We start from the raw sequence: 18,495 nt of genomic DNA on the forward strand, positions 1-18,495 counted from the left end.
CCGATGGTACTGCACCCGCCAGGGTGTGGGAGAGTAGGACACCGCCGAGCACCAACCACACAGCAAGAGCCGGTCCACCCACCACGGGTGAACCGGCTCTCGCTCTACACCCACACACCAACAACACAACCCCACAACGGGGGCGCGCGCGAACAGACACGACACCACCACAGCCAGTCCACCAACGAACCACCACACACCACACCCCCCTTACAGGACACCACCACACCCCTTCCGGGGCACCACCCACAGACCCCGCCGACACAAGCACGACGACGCAAGCGCGGGGACGCACCACACAGTGGCCGTGTAGACAGGGCACACCCCCAGCCAATAGAGCCCAGGGCCGGTGAAGGACTCCCACAACCCAGCCCAAAACCGGGCACCCCACCAGCAGGACCACCTTTGCGGCCAAGGACAACCTGTCTACGCCAGGACAACCACTTGGACGCGCACACGTTGTCCTAGGACCCACACGTTGTCCTCACACACGGGGACACACGCCCTCGGTCCTACTCAGCCCATTTAGCTTCTCTCACTTCCTCAGACGCGCTCGACCGCCCCGGTGTCCGGTCTGCAGAGCAGTCGTCGGCCCCAGCTCAGTGCGTCGTCGTCGGCCGCGTCAACAACAGTCGATGGGGCAGCAACGGGCGACGGCCGGGCCCGGCCGTCGCGGCTCCGGTTCCAACCTCGGGTCCCGCCCAGACTCAGATCCAGCTGTCGAACAGCATGTGCCTGTGCCAGAACTCGTAGGACACCGTCTGCCCGGTCCAGATGGGCCACCACAGCACTGCGAAGACCACGGCGGCCACCACCAGCACCCCCATGAGGGCGTAACCCTCGCCCCGGGTACGCCACACCGGCGCACCGCTCCACGCCTCGGGCAGGCCCCGACGCATCGGGCGCATCCCGAAGCCGAGGTAGCGCGCGACCGCACCACGGGGAGCCGGCAGTCCCGGCCCGATCTCGCCAGCCGCCAGCAGACGCTCCTCCCGCCGGGCCTCGGCCGATCCGGGCACGGACCGCAGCAGGCCCGCCGCCGTCCCCAGGGCCAGCACGAGCACCAGCACCACGTAGGGAACGAAGGCGACCGTGTAGAAGGTGAAGATCGTGCGGTCCCAGTAGAAGAACCAGGGCAGGTACAGGCCCAGGTAGCCCACGAGGGCGACCCACACCCGCCAGTCCCTCCTGATCCCGGCGAGCACGATGACGCCGAGGACGAGAGCGAGCACGGCCGCCCACCAGATGGGGATGTTCCCGATGGAGGTGATGGCCTGCACGCAGCGACCACCGCCGCAGCTCGGGAAGCCCAGGTCCTCCTCTGAGGGCCAGAAGAACGAGGTCGGCCTCCACTGGACGAGCCAGCCGGTCGGCTTGGCCATGTAGGGGTGCTCGGAGTCGAGCCCCACGTGGAAGGCGTACATGGACTGGTGGTACTCAAACAGGTCGTTGAGCGGGTCAGGCAGCCACGCTCGCACCGGTGTCCCGGCGGCCCGCTGCTCGGCGGCCCACCCGTGCTTGTACGCCCCGACGTGGGCGAACCAGGACCACCAGTTGACCACGTACACGACGAAGGCCGTCGGGACCAGGTGCAGGAAGTCGAGCACGCCGCGGTGCAGGACGCCGTCGGCCAGCCAGGAGCGGGCATGGACCCGTCGCAGGGCGGTGAGGTCCCAGACGACCACCATGATCCCCATCGCGGCGAGCAGGTAGGCGCCGGACCACTTGATGGAGCAGGTGAGCCCAGCGCACAGCCCCGCGGCGAGCAACCAGGGCCGCAGGAGTGGTAGCGGCGCCCAGGCCCCCGGAACGGTGCCGGCGAGGCCGCAGGCGAGCCGGGCGTGGAACCACTCGCGGTCCCTCACAAGCAGGTAGACCGACGCGAGCCCGAAGAACCCGACGAAGACGTCGAGCAGGGCGATACGCGACTCGGTGATCCCCACCCCGTCGATGGCGAGCAGCAGCCCCGCGAGCCCGGCCAGCAGGGGGGAGCGGGTCAGGCGCATGGTCAGGCGCGCGAGGAGGAGGACGGTGAGGACGCCGGCGACGGCGGGCATGAAGCGCCATCCGACGGCGGAGTCCGCCCCGAAGAGCTGCATGCCGAGCGCGATGAGCCACTTGCCGAGCTGGGGGTGGACGATGAACGACGCCTCCGTCGTGAGGCCGGAGGCGTCACCCTGCTCGAAGAGCCGGTCGGCGCCCTCAGTCCACACGGACTCGTAGCCGTTGTGCCACAGCGCGTAGGCGTCCTTGACGTAGTAGATCTCGTCGAACATGAGCCCGTTGGGGTGCCCGAGCCCGATGAGGCGCGTGAGGGCGGCCACCAGGGTGACGACGCCGGTCGCCACCCATCCGCGCAGCCGTACCGCGGGCGCCAGGCTCCAGCCCAGCGGGTCGAGCCCGAGGAGCTCTCGCAGCCCCTCCTCGGTACGGGTGCTATCGACGTCCTCCGTCGCACCGGTGCCGCTGGGCAGGTCCTCCGCCGTGCGGGCGTTCTGCTCACCCCCGTCGGCGGCCGGTGGCGTCTCCGGGACAGTGGCGTCTGTGCTGTCGTGGGAGACGGTGCTCGGGTCAGGGCTCACGGCGGCGAGTCTAAGGGGACCGTCCATACTGGCCTCATGACCCATGCCGCATCCGCTCCCGTGAGTGCCGACGACGAGCCCCGCTCCGGCGTCATCACCCTGGCCGCCACCCCCATCGGCCACACGGGTGACGCCTCGGCCCGCCTGCGGGCAGCCCTGGCCCACGCCGACCTCGTCGCGGCGGAGGACACCCGGCGGCTGCTCAACCTCGCCCAGCGCCTGGGCGTGCACGTCAGCGGCAGGGTCCTCGCCTTCCACGAGCACAATGAGCGGGAGCGGGCGGCCGAGCTCATCGAGGCGGCCCGTGCGGGCCGCAGCGTCCTCATGGTCTCCGACGCCGGGATGCCCTCGGTCTCCGACCCCGGTTACCGGCTCGTCGTCGCCGCCACCGAGGCCGGTGTGCCCGTCACCGTCGCCCCGGGTCCCTCCGCTGTGCTCACGGCTCTGGCACTGTCAGGCCTGGCCAGTGACCGCTTCTGCTTCGAGGGCTTCCTGCCCCGCAAGCCGGGCGAGCAGCGTCGTGCGCTCGAGGCGCTGGCTGAGGAGCGGCGCACCATGGTGTTCTTCGAGTCCCCGCGCCGTGTGCACCAGACCCTGACGGTGATGGCGCAGGTGCTTGGCGCCAGCCGCCGGGCCGCCCTGTGCCGTGAGCTGACGAAGACCTACGAGGAGGTGCGCCGTGCCACCCTGGGTGAGCTCGTGGCCTCCACCACCGGTGAGGTCCTGGGGGAGATCGTGCTCGTCGTCGCCGGCGTGCAGCCGGTGGCGGCCGACCCGCAGGAGGTCGCGCGCGAGGCCCTGGCGCTGGCCGACGACGGCATGCGCCTCAAGGCGGCGGCGGCCCAGGCGGCGCGGGAGGCGGGGCTGCGCGCCAACGAGGTCTACCGGGCGGCCCTGGCCCTGCGAGGGGCTGCCGGCTAGCCCGGCTCGCCCCATGATCTGTCCGCTCTCGACTCGAGCCACGTGCTCAGCAACCGCAAGGCACGTCGAAACGTTGACAACCCCACCCGGGCGCTGCTGCAATGGCCGCATTGCTCCCCATCGCCCTCACGGGTTGGTGGGGATTTTTCTCTCCGCCAGAGGATCCCTGCATGTCTGACCTGCTCTCAACGGTCGTGGTCATCGACTATCAGAACGTCCACCTCACCGCCCATGACATCTTCAACAGGGATGGTGAGCGCCACGAAGCGCTCATCCACCCGCAGCGCTTTGCGCAGACCGTGGTCCGTGTGCGCAACGAACGCCAGCACGAGGGCCACCCGCACGCCGTCCTTTGTGAGGCCATCGCCTTCCGAGGCCTGCCGCACTCCCTGTACGACTGGGAGCAAAATCGCCGCTGTAGCGCCCAGGCTGCCCGGTGGCGTGCTGACGGCGCCACCATCGAGCTGCGCGACTTGAAGTACCGCTTCCAGACAGCGGCCGACGGCAGGCCAGCCACTGACATCAACGGGCACAAGATCCCCATTGGCTCAGGACGAGAGAAGGGGATCGACGTGCTCGTCGCCCTGACCTGTCTGCGCAAGGCCGTCCAGGATGACGTCGACCTGGTCATCACGGTGCGAGGATCTGGAACACCAATCTCGACCGGGCCTGCTATGAAGCCTCGTTTGACCGCCGGGACTACCTCTGACGCGCTCCTGCGGACGCACGTCGCTCTTACCGAGCTCGATGCTGAGGGGCCGAGCTCGATATCTCAGGTATCGAGCTCGGCCCCTTACCCTCGGTCTCGCGTGCAACTGATGCGCTGGTGAGCCGATAGCAGCCGGAGGGGGCCTCTCCGCGCAGGTGAGGGAGAGTGAGGAAGGTCAGAAGCGTGCCCCCGGGTAGCCGCCCGCGGCGGCCTGAGCCTGCTTGTTCTGGGAGCGGCGCACGCCCAGCCAGATGAACCCGCCGATGGTGAGGAACAGGCCGGGCAGGCCCAGCAGGAACGAGCCGATGATGCCCAGACCGCTGGCGATCGCGCCGCTGCCGTTGACCGACAGGCCCAGGTAGACGGGCTTGGAGGAGCTGCTCTGGCAGGTGATGGTGTAGTCACCGCTCGTCGTCGGGGAGAAGATGCCGATGAGCGGGTTGCCGTCGACGTCGGTCGCGTCGGACGGGGGGACGGAGGTGACGTCCACCGGGGCGCCGCTCGGGTCGGCCACCTCGCAGGCGATGAGGCCACCGGAGTAGATGCCGTAGACGTTGCTGCTCTCCAGGGTCGCGGTGGCGGTGCCGTTGCGCGGGATCTCCGACAGGGAGCCGGAGACGTTGAGGAGCGTCGCCAGCGACACCGCGAAGGCGACGATGGAGCCGATGAGCATGACGAGGCCGATCGTCAGGAGGATCTTCGGGCCCGTGGTCGGGCGCACCTGGGGCACCGGGCCGGCGCCGTATCCGGCGGGGGTGCCGTAGGCGGGTGCCGTCGGGTAGGTCGGGGCGCCATAGGCCGGGGCCTGCTGCGCGTAGGGCTGGCCGTAGCCGCCCTGGCCGGCGGGAGGGTAGGCCCCGGGGGCCGAGGAGGCGCTGGGTGTCGTGTACGGGCTCGTGCCCGGCTCTCCCTGGCCGTAGGGGGCCGGGCTGTAGGGCGATCCTGAGGAGGGAGGGACCTGGGACATGACGTTCCTCTGCGGTCGTGGCGGGAGCGACCCGCACAGGTGCGTGGTGGCACGTCGCGCCGCCGGGCGGGCGCCGTACCCATGACAGGGTCAGGATACGGCGCCAGGAGCCGGGAGTCTCCGGCCGGCCCGGAGGTGCTCTCCCGCGTCGGGCCGCCACGGGCGGAGCGGATAGGCTGCCCCCATGAGCCACATCCTCTCCGCGGTCGCCTGGCCCTACGCCAACGGCCCCCGCCACATCGGTCACGTCGCCGGCTTCGGCGTCCCCTCCGACGTCTTCTCGCGCTACATGCGAATGGCGGGCCACGACGTCCTCATGGTCTCCGGCACGGACGAGCACGGCACCCCCATCCTCGTGGCGGCCGACGCCGAGGGCATCAGCGCCCGCGAGCTCGCGGACCGCAACAACCGGCTCATCGTCGAGGACCTGGTGGCCCTGGGCCTGTCCTACGACCTCTTCACGCGCACCACCGCCTCCAACCACTACGCCGTCGTGCAGGACATGTTCCGCACGGTGCGCGACAACGGCTACATGGTCGAGCAGGTCACCCGCTCCGCCATCAGCCCCTCGACCGGCCGGACCCTGCCGGACCGCTATATCGAGGGCACCTGTCCCATCTGCTCCACGCCCGGCGCCCGCGGGGACCAGTGCGACGCCTGCGGCAACCAGCTCGACCCCACCGACCTCATCGACCCGCGCTCACGCATCAACGGAGAGACCCCCGAGTTCGTCGAGTCCAACCACTGGTTCCTCGACCTGCCGGCCCTCGCGGAGGCCCTGGGCGCCTGGCTGGACGAGCGCGAGGCCTCCGGCACCTGGCGGCCCAACGTCATCCGCTTCTCCAAGAACATCCTGGAGGAGATCCGCCCGCGCGCCATGACGCGCGATATCGACTGGGGCATCCCGGTGCCCGGCTGGGAGGACCAGCCCTCCAAGCGCCTGTACGTGTGGTTCGACGCCGTCATCGGCTACCTGTCGGCCTCCATCGAGTGGGCCCGGCGCGCCGGGGACCCCGAGGCGTGGCGCCAGTGGTGGAACAACCCGGAGGCCCTGTCCTACTACTTCATGGGCAAGGACAACATCGTCTTCCACTCCCAGATCTGGCCGGCTGAGCTCCTGGGCTACAACGGCCAGGGCGAGCGCGGGGGCGAGCCCGGTCACCTGGGGGTCCTCAACCTGCCCACGGAGGTCGTCTCGAGCGAGTTCCTCACGATGGAGGGCCGCAAGTTCTCCTCGAGCCACGGCATCGTCATCTACGTGCGCGACTTCCTCGCCCGCTACCAGGCGGACGCCCTGCGCTACTTCATCAGCGCCGCAGGCCCGGAGACGGCCGACGCGGACTTCACGTGGGCGGAGTTCGTGCGCCGCACCAACGGCGAGCTCGTCGCCGGCTGGGGCAACCTCGTCAACCGCACGGCCTCGATGATCCACAAGCGCTTCGGCGAGGTCCCCGCCCCGGCGCAGCTGGAGGAGATCGACCGCGCCCTGCTGGACTCGGTCGAGGCGGGCTTCGCCACGGTCGGCGACCTCATCCGCCACCACCGCCAGAAGGCCGCCCTCACCGAGGCCATGCGCCTGGTGGGGGAGGCCAACAAGTACGTGGCGGACACCGAGCCCTTCAAGCTCAAGGCGCAGGAGCAGCTGCCGCGCCTGGCCACGATCCTGCACACGCTCGCGCAGGTGGTCGCGGACCTCAACCTCATGCTCTCGCCCTTCCTGCCGCACGCCGCCAACGACGTCGACCGCATCCTCGGCGGCACGGGCGCGATCGCCCCGATGCCGCGCATCGAGGAGGTGGACGAGCTCGACCCCGAGGTCCTGCCGCAGGACTTCGCCGGCCGCACCGGCTACCCGGTCATCACGGGCGACTACACGCAGGCGCCCACCTGGGGGCGTCACGAGGTCGTCGTCGGCACGCCGGTGGGCAAGCCCTCCCCGGTCTTCGTCAAGCTGGACGAGTCCATCGTCGAGGAGGAGCTGGCCCGCTACTCGCAGTCGCGTCCCGACGACGTCACCGGGGCCTGAGTGAGCCGCAAGCACCGCGACCGCTCGTGGCCGGGCCCCGACGCCGTCGCCCCGCTCGCGCTGCCCGTCACCGACAACCACACCCACCTGCCGGTGCCGGGTCTGGAGGAGACCGGGCCCGGCTCGCAGGCGCCCCTGACGGCGGCCGAGCTGGTCGAGCGGGCCGCCGCCGTCGGCGTCACCCGCACGATCACCTCCGCCTGCGAGACCCCGGCCTGGGAGGGCAGCATCGCCCTGGCCCGCACCCTGCCGGGGGTGCGCGTGGCCCTGGCCATCCACCCCAACGAGGCGGTGCTGCACGCGGGGGTGCGTGAGACCGGCCCGGACGGGCTGGATCCGGCCGTGCGCGACCACCACGCCGAGCCGCTGGACGAGGCCATGTCCCGGCTCGAGGACCTGGTGCGCACCAGCCCTGACGCGGTGGTCGCCGTCGGGGAGACCGGCCTCGACTTCTTCCGCACGGGCGAGCGCGGGCGCGCCGTCCAGCGCGAGGCCTTCCGGGCGCACGTCGCGCTGGCGAAGGAGGTGGGCCTGCCCCTGCAGATCCACGACCGTGACGCCCACGCCGAGTGTGTCGAGGTCCTGCTCGCCGACGGTGCCCCTGAGCGCACCGTCCTGCACTGCTTCTCCGGCGGGACCGAGCTGGCGGCCGTGTGCGCCGAGCAGGGCTGGTACGCCTCCGTCGCGGGGCCGGTGACCTACCCGGCCAATGACGGGCTGCGGGCGGCGGTCAGCGCCGTGCCCCTGGAGCTGCTGCTGGTGGAGACGGACGCGCCCTACCTGCCGCCCAGGCCGTGGCGGGGCAGACCCAACGCCGGCTACCTCATGGGGGAGACCGTGCGCTTCCTCGCCGACCTGCGCGGTCTGGACGAGGCGGCCATGTGCGAGCGCCTGGAGCGCAGCACCCGGGAGGTCTACGGCGCCTGGTGAGTGGGGCCCGACGGCGGGTGCCCGGCGTGGTGCGTCCGCACGGGCCCGTCCGGCTGCCCGTTGACTGCCCGACGGCGGCGTCCGGGCCTCCCGGACCGGCCGCCTGACGGCGGTGACCCGGGCCGGGAGCCCGCCAGCGGTGTGACCGGATGCATTGCGCCGTCGTGACGGGCTCGGCTAGCGTCGTCGGCACCCTGCCGACAGTGAGGAACATCAGACGTGGGACGACACTCGGACGCCAGCTCCGCCGGCACGACCCTGGCCGAGCTCGGGGCCCTGGCCCGTCGCAGCCTGACGCGCAGCGCCACGGGCTCGCCCGCTCACCGCGGTGCCCCCGCCCGGCCCCGCACCTCCCCGGCCGTGCTGCGCGCCTCCGGTGCCGCGGCCGCGCTCGCCCTGGCGGTCTCCGGCGGCGCCTACGCCGCCGTCCAGGTCAGCGCCTCCGACGTGCGGCCCCTGACCGAGACCCGGGCGCGGCTGCAGGCCATCGGCTCCACGGGTGAGGACGGGGGGACCACCTCCCTGGCGGTCTCCGGCGGCGCCGTCGCCGTCACCACCGTCACCGAGGACCAGGTGCAGGCCCACACCACCGTCGAGCGGCAGACTGACGCCCTGCTGACCGGCACGAGCGAGGTCGAGACCGCGGGCGTGGACGGCCTGACCCGCGTCACCTACCAGGTGGTGACCGAGGACGGTGTGGAGGTCTCGCGCGAGGCGGTCTCCAGCGTCGTCGTCACCGTCCCGGTCGAGGAGGTCGTCCTCGTGGGCACGGGCACGGACACGCAGGTCGCGCTCGCCGCCGCCGGTGACGGCACGACGGCCGCCTCCGCACAGGCGGCAGCCCAGGCGATGATGGCCTCCCACGGCTGGGACGACGCCGAGTTCCAGTGCCTGGTGAGCCTGTGGCAGCGCGAGTCGGGCTGGAGCTACCAGGCCCAGAACCCCTCCTCGGGCGCCTACGGGATCCCGCAGGCCCTGCCGGGCTCGAAGATGGCCACGGTGGCCGCGGACTGGGCGACGAACCCGGTCACGCAGATCACCTGGGGCCTGCAGTACATCGAGGGCCGCTACGGCTCCCCGTGCAGCGCCTGGGCCCACTCCAACTCCGTCGGCTGGTACTGAGCCCTGTCGGCTGGTGCCCGGCTGGCACTGAGCCGCCCCTGGCGGCCGCGGGACGTGACCTGTCCCATTGCCGCCCCCACCAGGGCTCCGTTACGTTGGGTGCAGCCGACGGAAGGACCACTCACGTGACACGGCACCACAACGACGACGCCCCCAACGCGCTGAGCCACCTGCCCAGTGAGGCCGGCGCGCACGGCGCCGCGGAGGCGTCGAGGGCGGGTGCCCTGCTGCGGGCGGGCGCCGTGGCCGCGGCCCTCGCGCTCGCGGTCTCCGGTGGCGCCTACGCGGCCGTCCTGGGAGCGGGGGCCGGCGCGGTCCCGCTGACCGAGGCGCAGGCCCGCCTCGGTGCCCCCACCTCTGCGGGGCAGGCCGTCGCCACGGCTGCGGCGCTCGACGTGTCGACCACGCAGGTCGTCATCGAGACGGTGACGGAGGACGTCGCCGACCCCCACGGCACGGTGGAGCAGGAGTCCAGCTCCCTGGCCGCGGGCACCACCGAGGTGCAGACCGCCGGTGTGGACGGGGTCGTGCGCACCACGTACCAGGTGGTGACCGAGGGTGGTGTGGAGGTCTCGCGTGAGGCGGTCTCCAGCGTCGTCGTCACCCCGCGCACGGACGAGGTGGTCCTCGTCGGCACGGCCAGCGCCTCTAGCACCTCCGCGTCCGGCGGCTCCGCCGGGACGACGCCGACCACCACCACCGCGGTCAACGACGGCTCGGTGTGGTGGAGCCTGGCCCTGTGCGAGTCCGGTGGCAACGCCGCGATCAACACGGGCAACGGGTACTACGGCGCCTTCCAGTTCACCTTGTCCACCTGGCAGTCCCTGGGCGGCACGGGCTACCCGCACGAGAACAGCTACGAGACCCAGCTGGCCCTGGCGCAGGCCCTGCAGGCGCGTTCGGGCTGGGGCCAGTGGCCCGCCTGCGCCGCCTCCCTCGGCCTGCTCTGACCCGCAGCGGCGGCCCCTCCTCCGAGAGCGGGGCCCGGGCTGGGACCGGGATGACGGGCTTGCCGGGAAAGCGATGAGGGCACCAGACGAGAGGCTAGACTGACGGTGTGCTGCCCGTCGATGGCGGGCGGAGTGCGGAAGGGAAGTATGAAGACCTACAGGGCGGCTACCTATCTCGAGCCTCCTGGCGCCGTTGACATCGACACATTCTGCCGCCTGCTTGAGGACGTGGTCAGATCTGCCTCAGCGGACAGCGACCACGACGTGGAGGTCGATGAGGTCGCGGTCATGCCTTCGGCTGGGCGTGTGAGGCTCGCACTGGCCATCAAGGCGGGCTCGGTCGCTGATGCGTCTGCGCAGGCGACGAGGGTCCTGGATGGGGCCCTGAATATGCTTCCGGACTACCGCGAGGGTGTCGTGAGGCGTCATCGCGAGATCTCCTACGTCTGACGTTCGTGTACACCTATGAGAACGTGCGCGCTCAAGAGACGAGGATCGCCCACGGGCTCTTAGTGCTCAGGGAGCACCTCGGTAAGGTCCTTGCAGGGCTTGGAGGGGCGGTGCTGCTTGTTCCAAGCTTCTTCGACGGCAGTGGATTCGCCCGTCCTGCGTGGTGGTGGTTCTCGCTGCTTGCGGGCACCATGTTCTATGCCGGGGCTCTGGTCATGGACCTGCGGTTGCGTCCGAGCCGGGCAGACGTCCTCAAGGAGGCTCATCGGCTGGCTGAGGAGCACGCGCGTCGAGGGGAAGAGCTGGAGAAGGCCGTGCAGACCCTCGCCCGGCGCACGTTGTCGCGTATCGAGGCGACCCCTGCTGACACTCGCCTGTCTGTGTATTACCACGCTCAGGACGCGTTTGTCCGCGTGGCGAGGACCTCGGACAACCCCGAGCTTGCGAAGCCCGGTCGTGAGCGCTACCCCGATCGAGAGGGAGTGATCGCCAAGGCATGGCAGGCCAGGCGCCTCGTCGTCACGGACTTGCCGGAGGACCCTGATGAGTGGGTCCAGGCCCGTCGACTGTACAGGATGAGCAACGAGGTCGCCCAAGGGATCTCGATGAAGAGCCGCTCGTATCTCGGGTTGCGGCTGGAGCACGGAGTTGATCTCATCGGTGTGCTGATCGTGGAGAGCCTCAAGGCCGACGACATCACCGACAAGGTGGCCGATGCCTTCGAGACTGACCCGGTTCTCCATGAGCTGCTCGCCGCGCTCAATGAGGTGGTTTTCGTATTGAGGCAGAGCTTCGACGCCCGTAGTGAGGATGGTAAGGACAGCAATGGCTGATACCCCGGCGCCGACCAGCCTGCTCGGGCTTCAGGACGTGCGCGGCCTGGCCGAGGCCCTGGGGGTGCGTCCCACCAAGACCCTGGGCCAGAACTTCGTCCACGACGCCGGCACCGTGCGGCGCATCGTGCGCTCGGCGGGCGTGCGCGCCGGCGAGACGGTCCTCGAGGTCGGGCCGGGCCTGGGCTCGCTCACCCTGGCGCTCCTCGAGGCCGGCGCGCACGTGGTCGCCGTCGAGATCGACCCGCTGCTGGCGCGGGCGCTGCCCGTCACGGTGGCCTCCCGGATGCCCGAGGCGGCCGGGCGCCTGCGCGTCGTCACCGCGGACGCCCTCACCATCGACGGCCCGGCGGCGCTGGGGCTGTCCGACGGCGAGGCGCTGCCCACCCGGCTCGTGGCCAACCTGCCCTACAACGTCGCCGTGCCCGTGCTGCTCACGCTCCTGGGCTGCCTGCCGTCCCTGCAGAGCGTCACGGTCATGGTCCAGGCGGAGGTCGCGGACCGCCTCGCCGCCCCGCCCGGATCGCGCACCTACGGGGTCCCGAGCGTCAAGGCCGCCTGGTACGCGGCGGCCCGCCGCACCGTCACCATCGGTCGCACCGTCTTCTGGCCGGTGCCCAACGTGGACTCGGCCCTCGTCGAGCTCACCCGCCGTGAGCCCCCGGCCACCGGTGCCGGCCGTGAGGAGGTCTTCGCCGTCATCGACGCGGCCTTCGCCCAGCGGCGCAAGACGCTGCGCAAGGCCCTGGCCCCGCTCGCCGGGAGCGCGGAGGCCGCCGAGCGGGCCCTGCGGGCCGCGGGCATCGACCCGGCCCGTCGCGGCGAGACCCTGGACGTGGCCGACTTCGCGGCCGTCGCCGAGCAGCTGACGGCCGCCGGGCTGCTCTCCTCAGGTGCTGAAATCCCCGACGGCCCCGGGCACGCGGGGACCGAGCGAACCGACGCTGAGCCCGCCGGCAGCGGCCCCCGCCAGGAGGAGCAGTGAGCCACCTCAGGGCCGTGCCCAGCCCGGACGAGCAGCCGCGCACCCGCTCCGGCTCCGCCACGAGCGTGCGCGTCGAGGCCCCGGGCCGCCTCACCCTCTTCCACAGCCGGGGAGCCGCCGGTGCCGACGGCGAGGCCCCGGCCACCAGCGTCTACCAGGCGGTCCGGCTCATCACCACCGTCACGGCCCGACGCCAGTCCCGTGACGCCCACGGCACCGTCACCCTCACCCCCGAGGAGCCGGGCGCCGGCCCGCTGGACACGCAGGGTCCCGCCGCCCGGGCCGCCCGGGCCCTGGCCCAGGCCGTCGGGGTCACCGAGGGCGTGGACCTCCTCCTGCGCCGGCGCGCGCCAGCCCGCTGCGGGCTGGGGGTCGGCGCCGCCGAGGCGGCCGCGACCCTCGTCGCCTGCAACCACCTGTGGGGGACCGGCCTCACCCAGCCGGAGCTGCGCGCCGTCGCGGCCGGGCTCGGCGGGGACGCCGCCTTCCCCCTCACGGGCGCCTGCGCCGTCGGGCGCGGACGGGAGCTGAGCCCTGTCATGACCCGGGGCGCCTACCAGTGGGTGCTCGCGGTGCCCGAGGGGGGCCTGGACCCGGCTGAGGTCCTGGCCCGCCATGACGCGCTGGGCGTCGCCGGCCACGGCGGACCCCGGCCGCACCCCGGCCAGGAGGTCCCGGAGGCGCTCACCGCCGCCCTGCGCGCCGGTGACACCGCCGCCCTCTCCACCCTTCTGCACAACGACCTCGAGGAGGCCGTCCTGTCCCTCAGACCCGTTCTCGCCGACGTCATCACCACCGCCGAGCGGGCCGGGGCGCTGCGCGCCCTCGTCGCCGGCACCGGCCCCGCCGTCGCCGCCCTCGTGGCGGACACGGTCGCCGCCGCGCGCGTCACCCGCGCCCTGAGCGCCAGCGGGCTCGTCGCCCACGTCCTGCGCGCCGACGCCCCGGTCGCCGGCGCACGGGTGGTGGGCTGATGGCGCACCTCATCGGGCTCGAGTCCATCCGCGTCGTCGTCGGCTCACGCCTGCTCCTGGACGACGTCACCCTCGGCATCGAGGACGGCACGCGGGTCGGCGTCCTCGGCCCCAACGGCGCGGGCAAGTCCACGCTGCTGGCGGCCCTGGCCGGCACCCGCGAGGTGGACGGCGGGCGCGTCACCCGCGCTGGGGGCACCCGCGTCGCCCTGCTCACCCAGGCCGACGACCTCGCCCCCGGCACCACGGTGCGCCAGGCGGTCCACGGCGACGCCCCGGAGCACGAGTGGGCCTCCGACCCGGCCGTGCGCGACGTCCACGCGGGCCTCCTGGCGGACCTCGACCTGGGCTCCGACGTCGCCACCCTCTCCGGCGGCCAGCGCCGCCGGGTCGCCCTCGCGGCCGTCCTCACCGCCGAGGCCGACGTCGTGGTCCTGGACGAGCCCACCAACCACCTCGACGTCGAGGGGGTGGACTGGCTCGCCCGGCACCTGAGCGCCCGGTTCTCCGGCCGACGCGCCTCCACGGGCGCACTCGTCACCGTCACCCACGACCGCTGGTTCCTCGACGCCATCTGCACGCACGTGTGGGAGGTCGTCCCGGGCACCGACCCCGGCGGCGGCAGGCCGCAGGTGCCCGGCAGCATCGAGACCTACGACGGCGGCTACGCGGCCTACGTCCTGGCCCGGGCTGAGCGCGCCCGCCAGGCCGCCGTCGCTGCTGAGAAGCGCGAGAACCTCCTGCGCAAGGAGCTGGCCTGGCTGCGCCGAGGGGCGCCGGCCCGCACCTCCAAGCCCCGCTTCCGCATCGACGCCGCCGAGGCGCTGATCGCGGACGTGCCGCCGCCTCGCGACACGGTCGAGCTCATGGCGATGGCCACCGCCCGCCTGGGCAAGAAGGTCCTCGACCTGGAGGACGTCACCGTCCGCTACCCCCGGCCGCAGGGCCCCGACGGGCGGCCCGCCGGGGAGCGGGAGGTCCTGCGCAGGGTCACCTGGCGGCTCGCGCCCGGCGAGCGGGTGGGCGTCGTCGGCGTCAACGGCGCGGGAAAGACCACCCTCCTGCGCCTGCTCGAGGGCGTCCAGGAGCCCACCGAGGGGCGGGTCGTGCGCGGCACCACCGTCCAGGTGGCGACGCTGTCGCAGTCCACCCACGAGCTCGACGCCCTGGCGGATATGCGCGTGGTCGAGGCGGTGGCCGCCGTCGGCGAGCGCGTGACGGTCGGCGGCAAGGAGCTCACCGCCGCCCAGCTGGTCGAGCGCCTGGGCTTCACCCGCCAGCGCGCCTGGACCAGGGTGGCGGAGGTCTCCGGTGGCGAGCGCCGCCGCCTGCAGCTCCTGCGCCTGCTCATGACCGAGCCGAACGTGCTCCTGCTGGACGAGCCCACCAACGACCTCGACACGGACACGCTCGCCGCCGTCGAGGACATCCTCGACTCCTTCCCGGGCACGCTCGTCGTCGTCTCCCACGACCGCTACCTCCTCGAGCGCGTCACGGACCACCAGGTGGCCCTGCTCGGCGACAGGGGCCTGCGGGACCTGCCCGGCGGTGTCGAGCAGTACCTCGAGATGCGCCGCGAGGCCCTGGCGGCGCAGGCCGGCGCCCCCGCGGTCCCCTCCGCGCGGGCGGGCGCCCCGCAGGGAGCGCAGGCGGGCGCCCTCAGCGGTGCCGAGCGGCGCGAGGCCATGAAGAACCTGGCCCGCGTCGAGCGGCGCATGGACAAGGCGGCCCAGGCCCTCGAGCGGCTGCACGCTCGCATGGAGACGGTCTCCGCGGACCCCGCGCGCGTGGGCGAGCTCGTCGAGCTCGGGCGCGAGCTGGCGTCCGCGCAGGCCGAGCACGACGCGCTCGAGCTCGAGTGGCTGGAGGCCGCGGAGCTGCTGGAGCAGTAGCGGGGCCGGACGCTGCCCGGCTTACCGGCCGGCCTCGCGCAGCTGGGGGCGCGCCTCCATGGCCCGCAGCCCGTTCCAGGCGAGGTTGACCATGTGAGCGGCCACCTCCTCCTTGCTCATCGTCCGGTTCTCCAACCACCACCAGGCCGGCGAGGACACAATCCCCACGAGCATCTGCGCGTACAGGGGTGCCGTGCGCGGGTCCATGCCGTGCTCCTGGAACTGGGAGGCGAGGATCCCCGAGACCTGGATGGCGACGTCCGCCAGCAGGGTCGAGTACGTGCCCGCCGTGCGGTCCCCTGAGGAGGACAGGATCTGGAAGCCGTCGGGGGAGTCCTCGATGTAGGTCAGCAGGGCCAGGGCCGCGCGCTCCACCACGAGGGAGGGCGACGGCGAGGAGCGCAGCGCCTGGGTCACCGTGGTGGAGATGGCGCTGAGCTCGCGGTCCACGATGACCGCGTACAGGCCCTCCTTGCCGCCGAAGTGCTCGTAGACCACCGGCTTGGAGACCTTCGCCCGGGACGCGATCTCCTCGATCGCCGTGCCCTCGAAGCCCTTCTCCGCGAAGAGGGCGCGGGCGACGTCGATGAGCTGCTCGCGTCTCTCTCCCGCGCTCATCCGGGTCCGCTTGCTCGCCTTGGCTGCCATGCGGCCCATCATGCCGCCTGGGCGGGGGAGCCGGTGGTGGGCCCGGCCTGTGAGAGGATGGCTCCGCGCTGCCCGAGGGCGCGCTTTCCGCCCTGGTGTAGTGGCAGCACGCAGGCCTTTGGAGCCTTGAGGCCCGGGTTCGAACCCTGGGGGCGGAGCGGCGTGGGCAGGCCCTCACCTCCCGCCGGGGCGCCAGGCCCGCCCAGGACGTAGGATGACCCTGCTCCGCACAGCCGGGTCACGGTACGGCCGGCCCGCAGTCTCAGCGAGAAGAGGACCTGTGGCTCCCACGACCCCCTCAGCCGTCATCGTCATGGCGGCAGGCAAGGGCACCCGCATGCGCTCCGCCACACCCAAGGTCCTGCACCGCATCGGCGGCAGGAGCCTGCTCGACCACGCCGTCAGCGCCGCCCGCGCCCTGGCCCCCGAGCACCTGGTGGTGGTCGTGCGCCACGAGCGCGACGCCGTCGTCGCCCACCTCGCCGAGGTCGCCCCCGACGCCCTGCCCGCGGACCAGGACGAGGTCCCCGGAACCGGGCGTGCGGTCGCCTGCGGCCTGGCGGCCCTGCCTGACGGCCTCACCGGCAGCGTCGTCGTCACCAGCGGCGACGTCCCCCTCCTCGACACCGCGACCCTGGAGGCGCTGGTCGCCCAGCACGCCGAGCGCGGCGACGCCGTCACCCTGCTCACCACCGAGCTCGCCGACCCCACCGGCTACGGCCGTGTGCTGCGCGAGCGGGCCGAGGGTCCCGGCGCGGACCCGCTGAGCGTCGTCGCCGTCGTCGAGCAGCGTGACGCCACCGAGGCCCAGCGTGCCGTGCGCGAGGTCAACGCCGGTGTCTACGTCTTCGACATCGCCCTGCTGCGCCGGGCCCTGGACACCCTGGGCACCGACAACGACCAGGGTGAGGTCTACCTCACCGACGTCGTCGCCCGCGCCCACGCCCAGGGGCTGTCCACCTCCGCGCTCCTGGTCGGTGACCACTGGCTCGTGGAGGGCTGCAACGACCGCGCCCAGCTCGCCGCCCTCGGCGCCGAGCTCAACCGCCGCGTCCTGGCCCGCTGGATGGAGGAGGGCGTCGGCGTCACCGACCCCGCCACCACCTGGGTCGACGTCGACGTCGAGCTCGCCCGGGACGTGACCCTCGAGCCGGGCGTCGTCCTGCACGGGCGCACCAGGGTCGGCGAGGGGGCCCGCGTGGGCGCCCACAGCGTCCTGTCCGACGTCGAGGTGCCGGCAGGAGCCGTCGTCACGCCCTTGACGCAGCTCGACGGGAGCCCTCGTCAGGACCGGTAGGACCCGGGGCCGCCAGACCACCACCCACACCCAACCACACCCAACCAAGCCGGGGCACTAGGGCCTCAAGAGGGGACACAGTTCATGACGGGCATCATCACGAGCGGTGAGAAGCGACTGGTCATCGTCTCGGGGCGCGCGCACCCCGAGCTCGCGGCGGCCGTCGCCTCCGAGCTCGGCACGGAGGTCCTGTCCTCCACGGCCTACGACTTCGCCAACGGTGAGACCTACGTGCGCTTCAACGAGTCCGTGCGCGGCTGCGACGTGTTCGTCATGCAGTCCCACGGAGACCGGGTCAACGACTGGCTCATGGAGCAGCTCATCATGGTGGACGCCCTCAAGCGCGCCTCCGCCAAGCGCATCAGCGTGGTCGCCCCCTTCTTCCCCTACGCCCGCCAGGACAAGAAGCACCTGGGGCGCGAGCCCATCTCCGCGCGCCTGGTCGCGGACCTGTACAAGACGGCCGGCGCGGACCGCATCATGAGCGTGGACCTGCACACGAGCCAGGAGCAGGGCTTCTTCGACGGCCCCTGGGACCACCTGTGGGCCCAGCCGGTGCTCGTGGACTACATCAAGAGCCGGGTGAACCCCTCGACGACGACGGTCGTCTCCCCGGACGCCGGGCGCATCCGCGTGGCTGAGCGCTGGGCGCACGCCCTGGGTGACACCCCGCTGGCCTTCGTGCACAAGACCCGCGACGTCACGCGCCCCAACGAGTCCGTCGCCAACCGTGTGGTGGGTGACGTCACGGGCCGCTCCTGCGTGCTGGTGGACGACATGATCGACACGGGCGGCACCATCGCCAAGGCGGTCCAGGTGCTCATGGACCAGGGGGCTAAGGACGTCATCGTGGCGGCGACGCACGGAGTGCTGTCCGGCCCGGCAGTGGAGCGGCTGTCGTCCTGCGGGGCGCGCGAGGTGGTGGTGACGGACACGCTGCCGATCCCGCCCAGCAAGCGCTTCGGGCAGCTGACGATCCTGTCGATCGCGCCGCTGCTTGCCCAGGCGATCCGGGCGGTGTTCGACGACGGGTCCGTGACCTCGCTCTTCGAGTCCGCCGGCGTGTGAGGCGCGGCCCCGCGCGCCACATGGCACTGACGCAGCCGGGCCGATAAGGGGACACTATGTCGTTATCGCGATCATGCTAGTGTGTTATTGACACCGCATGGAGGTGCCACTGGGGGCGCACAGCGTCCCTGTTTCTTGAAG

Annotated in this window: 16 protein-coding genes and 1 tRNA gene; 14 read left to right on the forward strand and 3 right to left on the reverse strand. The window is 72.3% G+C overall.

Annotation, left to right across the window (positions count from 1 at the left end; genetic code table 11):
* Positions 1–707 precede the first annotated feature (707 nt).
* A complete protein-coding gene (locus H6X67_RS01445) occupies positions 708–2,627 on the reverse strand; it encodes a dolichyl-phosphate-mannose--protein mannosyltransferase (protein ID WP_396121330.1) in 1,920 nt (639 codons plus the stop codon).
* Between H6X67_RS01445 and rsmI the strand changes: the two genes are divergently transcribed.
* Both rsmI and H6X67_RS01455 read left to right on the forward strand, forming a co-directional pair.
* Complete coding sequence (gene rsmI / locus H6X67_RS01450; protein ID WP_249368465.1) at positions 2,619–3,503, forward strand: 16S rRNA (cytidine(1402)-2'-O)-methyltransferase; 885 nt, start codon at positions 2,619–2,621, stop codon at positions 3,501–3,503. The two genes, H6X67_RS01445 and rsmI, sit on opposite strands and share 9 nt — an antisense overlap.
* A gap of 170 nt (positions 3,504–3,673) precedes the next feature.
* Entirely contained in the window at positions 3,674–4,333 is a 660-nt protein-coding gene (locus H6X67_RS01455; protein ID WP_249368466.1) for a hypothetical protein, read from the forward strand.
* Positions 4,334–4,387: 54 nt separating this feature from the next.
* Here the strand turns inward: H6X67_RS01455 and H6X67_RS01460 are convergent, their stop codons facing one another.
* A complete protein-coding gene (locus H6X67_RS01460; protein ID WP_249368467.1) occupies positions 4,388–5,179 on the reverse strand; it encodes a hypothetical protein in 792 nt (263 codons plus the stop codon).
* Positions 5,180–5,363: 184 nt separating this feature from the next.
* Between H6X67_RS01460 and metG the strand changes: the two genes are divergently transcribed.
* From metG to H6X67_RS01510, 9 genes are all read left to right on the forward strand, one after another.
* Positions 5,364–7,205: a methionine--tRNA ligase gene (gene metG / locus H6X67_RS01465; RefSeq protein WP_249368468.1), complete on the forward strand. Its 1,842-nt coding sequence runs from the start codon at positions 5,364–5,366 to the stop codon at positions 7,203–7,205.
* The gene (locus tag H6X67_RS01470) at positions 7,206–8,135 is read left to right on the forward strand and encodes a TatD family hydrolase (protein ID WP_249368469.1); all 930 of its coding nucleotides are present in this window, start codon (positions 7,206–7,208) and stop codon (positions 8,133–8,135) included.
* A gap of 219 nt (positions 8,136–8,354) precedes the next feature.
* A complete protein-coding gene (locus tag H6X67_RS01475) occupies positions 8,355–9,257 on the forward strand; it encodes an aggregation-promoting factor C-terminal-like domain-containing protein (RefSeq protein WP_249368470.1) in 903 nt (300 codons plus the stop codon).
* 125 nt (positions 9,258–9,382) lie between these two features.
* Complete coding sequence (locus H6X67_RS11715) at positions 9,383–10,207, forward strand: transglycosylase family protein (RefSeq protein WP_311765839.1); 825 nt, start codon at positions 9,383–9,385, stop codon at positions 10,205–10,207.
* A 147-nt stretch (positions 10,208–10,354) separates the two neighbouring features.
* A complete protein-coding gene (locus H6X67_RS01490; protein WP_249368471.1) occupies positions 10,355–10,657 on the forward strand; it encodes a hypothetical protein in 303 nt (100 codons plus the stop codon).
* Positions 10,658–10,662: 5 nt separating this feature from the next.
* Positions 10,663–11,490 (forward strand): hypothetical protein, encoded by an 828-nt coding sequence (locus H6X67_RS01495; RefSeq protein WP_249368472.1) that lies wholly within the window; start codon positions 10,663–10,665, stop codon positions 11,488–11,490.
* Positions 11,483–12,475 carry a 16S rRNA (adenine(1518)-N(6)/adenine(1519)-N(6))-dimethyltransferase RsmA gene (rsmA, locus tag H6X67_RS01500; RefSeq protein WP_249368473.1) on the forward strand — a complete coding sequence of 331 codons (993 nt, stop codon included), beginning with the start codon at positions 11,483–11,485 and terminating at the stop codon, positions 12,473–12,475. Before H6X67_RS01495 ends, rsmA begins: the two co-directional genes overlap by 8 nt.
* Positions 12,472–13,449, forward strand: a complete 978-nt coding sequence (locus tag H6X67_RS11950) for a GHMP family kinase ATP-binding protein (protein ID WP_311765840.1) — start codon at positions 12,472–12,474, stop codon at positions 13,447–13,449. The genes rsmA and H6X67_RS11950 overlap by 4 nt, the downstream gene beginning before the upstream one ends.
* Positions 13,449–15,341 (forward strand): ABC-F family ATP-binding cassette domain-containing protein, encoded by a 1,893-nt coding sequence (locus tag H6X67_RS01510; RefSeq protein ID WP_249368474.1) that lies wholly within the window; start codon positions 13,449–13,451, stop codon positions 15,339–15,341. Before H6X67_RS11950 ends, H6X67_RS01510 begins: the two co-directional genes overlap by 1 nt.
* A 21-nt stretch (positions 15,342–15,362) precedes the next feature.
* Here H6X67_RS01510 and H6X67_RS01515 read toward each other — a convergent pair whose 3' ends face one another.
* Positions 15,363–15,989, reverse strand: coding sequence for a TetR/AcrR family transcriptional regulator (locus H6X67_RS01515; protein WP_249368475.1), 627 nt, complete (start codon positions 15,987–15,989; stop codon positions 15,363–15,365).
* Positions 15,990–16,075: 86 nt separating this feature from the next.
* Here H6X67_RS01515 and H6X67_RS01520 point away from each other — a divergent pair.
* From H6X67_RS01520 to H6X67_RS01530, 3 genes are all read left to right on the forward strand, one after another.
* Positions 16,076–16,147, forward strand: a tRNA-Gln gene (locus H6X67_RS01520).
* 122 nt (positions 16,148–16,269) lie between these two features.
* Positions 16,270–17,286 carry a bifunctional UDP-N-acetylglucosamine diphosphorylase/glucosamine-1-phosphate N-acetyltransferase GlmU gene (locus H6X67_RS01525; RefSeq protein WP_249368476.1) on the forward strand — a complete coding sequence of 339 codons (1,017 nt, stop codon included), beginning with the start codon at positions 16,270–16,272 and terminating at the stop codon, positions 17,284–17,286.
* A gap of 84 nt (positions 17,287–17,370) precedes the next feature.
* Positions 17,371–18,354, forward strand: a complete 984-nt coding sequence (locus H6X67_RS01530; RefSeq protein ID WP_249368477.1) for a ribose-phosphate diphosphokinase — start codon at positions 17,371–17,373, stop codon at positions 18,352–18,354.
* The last annotated feature ends 141 nt before the right edge of the window (positions 18,355–18,495 follow it).

The sequence above is a fragment of the Actinomyces sp. AC-20-1 genome (assembly GCF_023369555.1).
GTDB lineage: Bacteria > Actinomycetota > Actinomycetes > Actinomycetales > Actinomycetaceae > Actinomyces.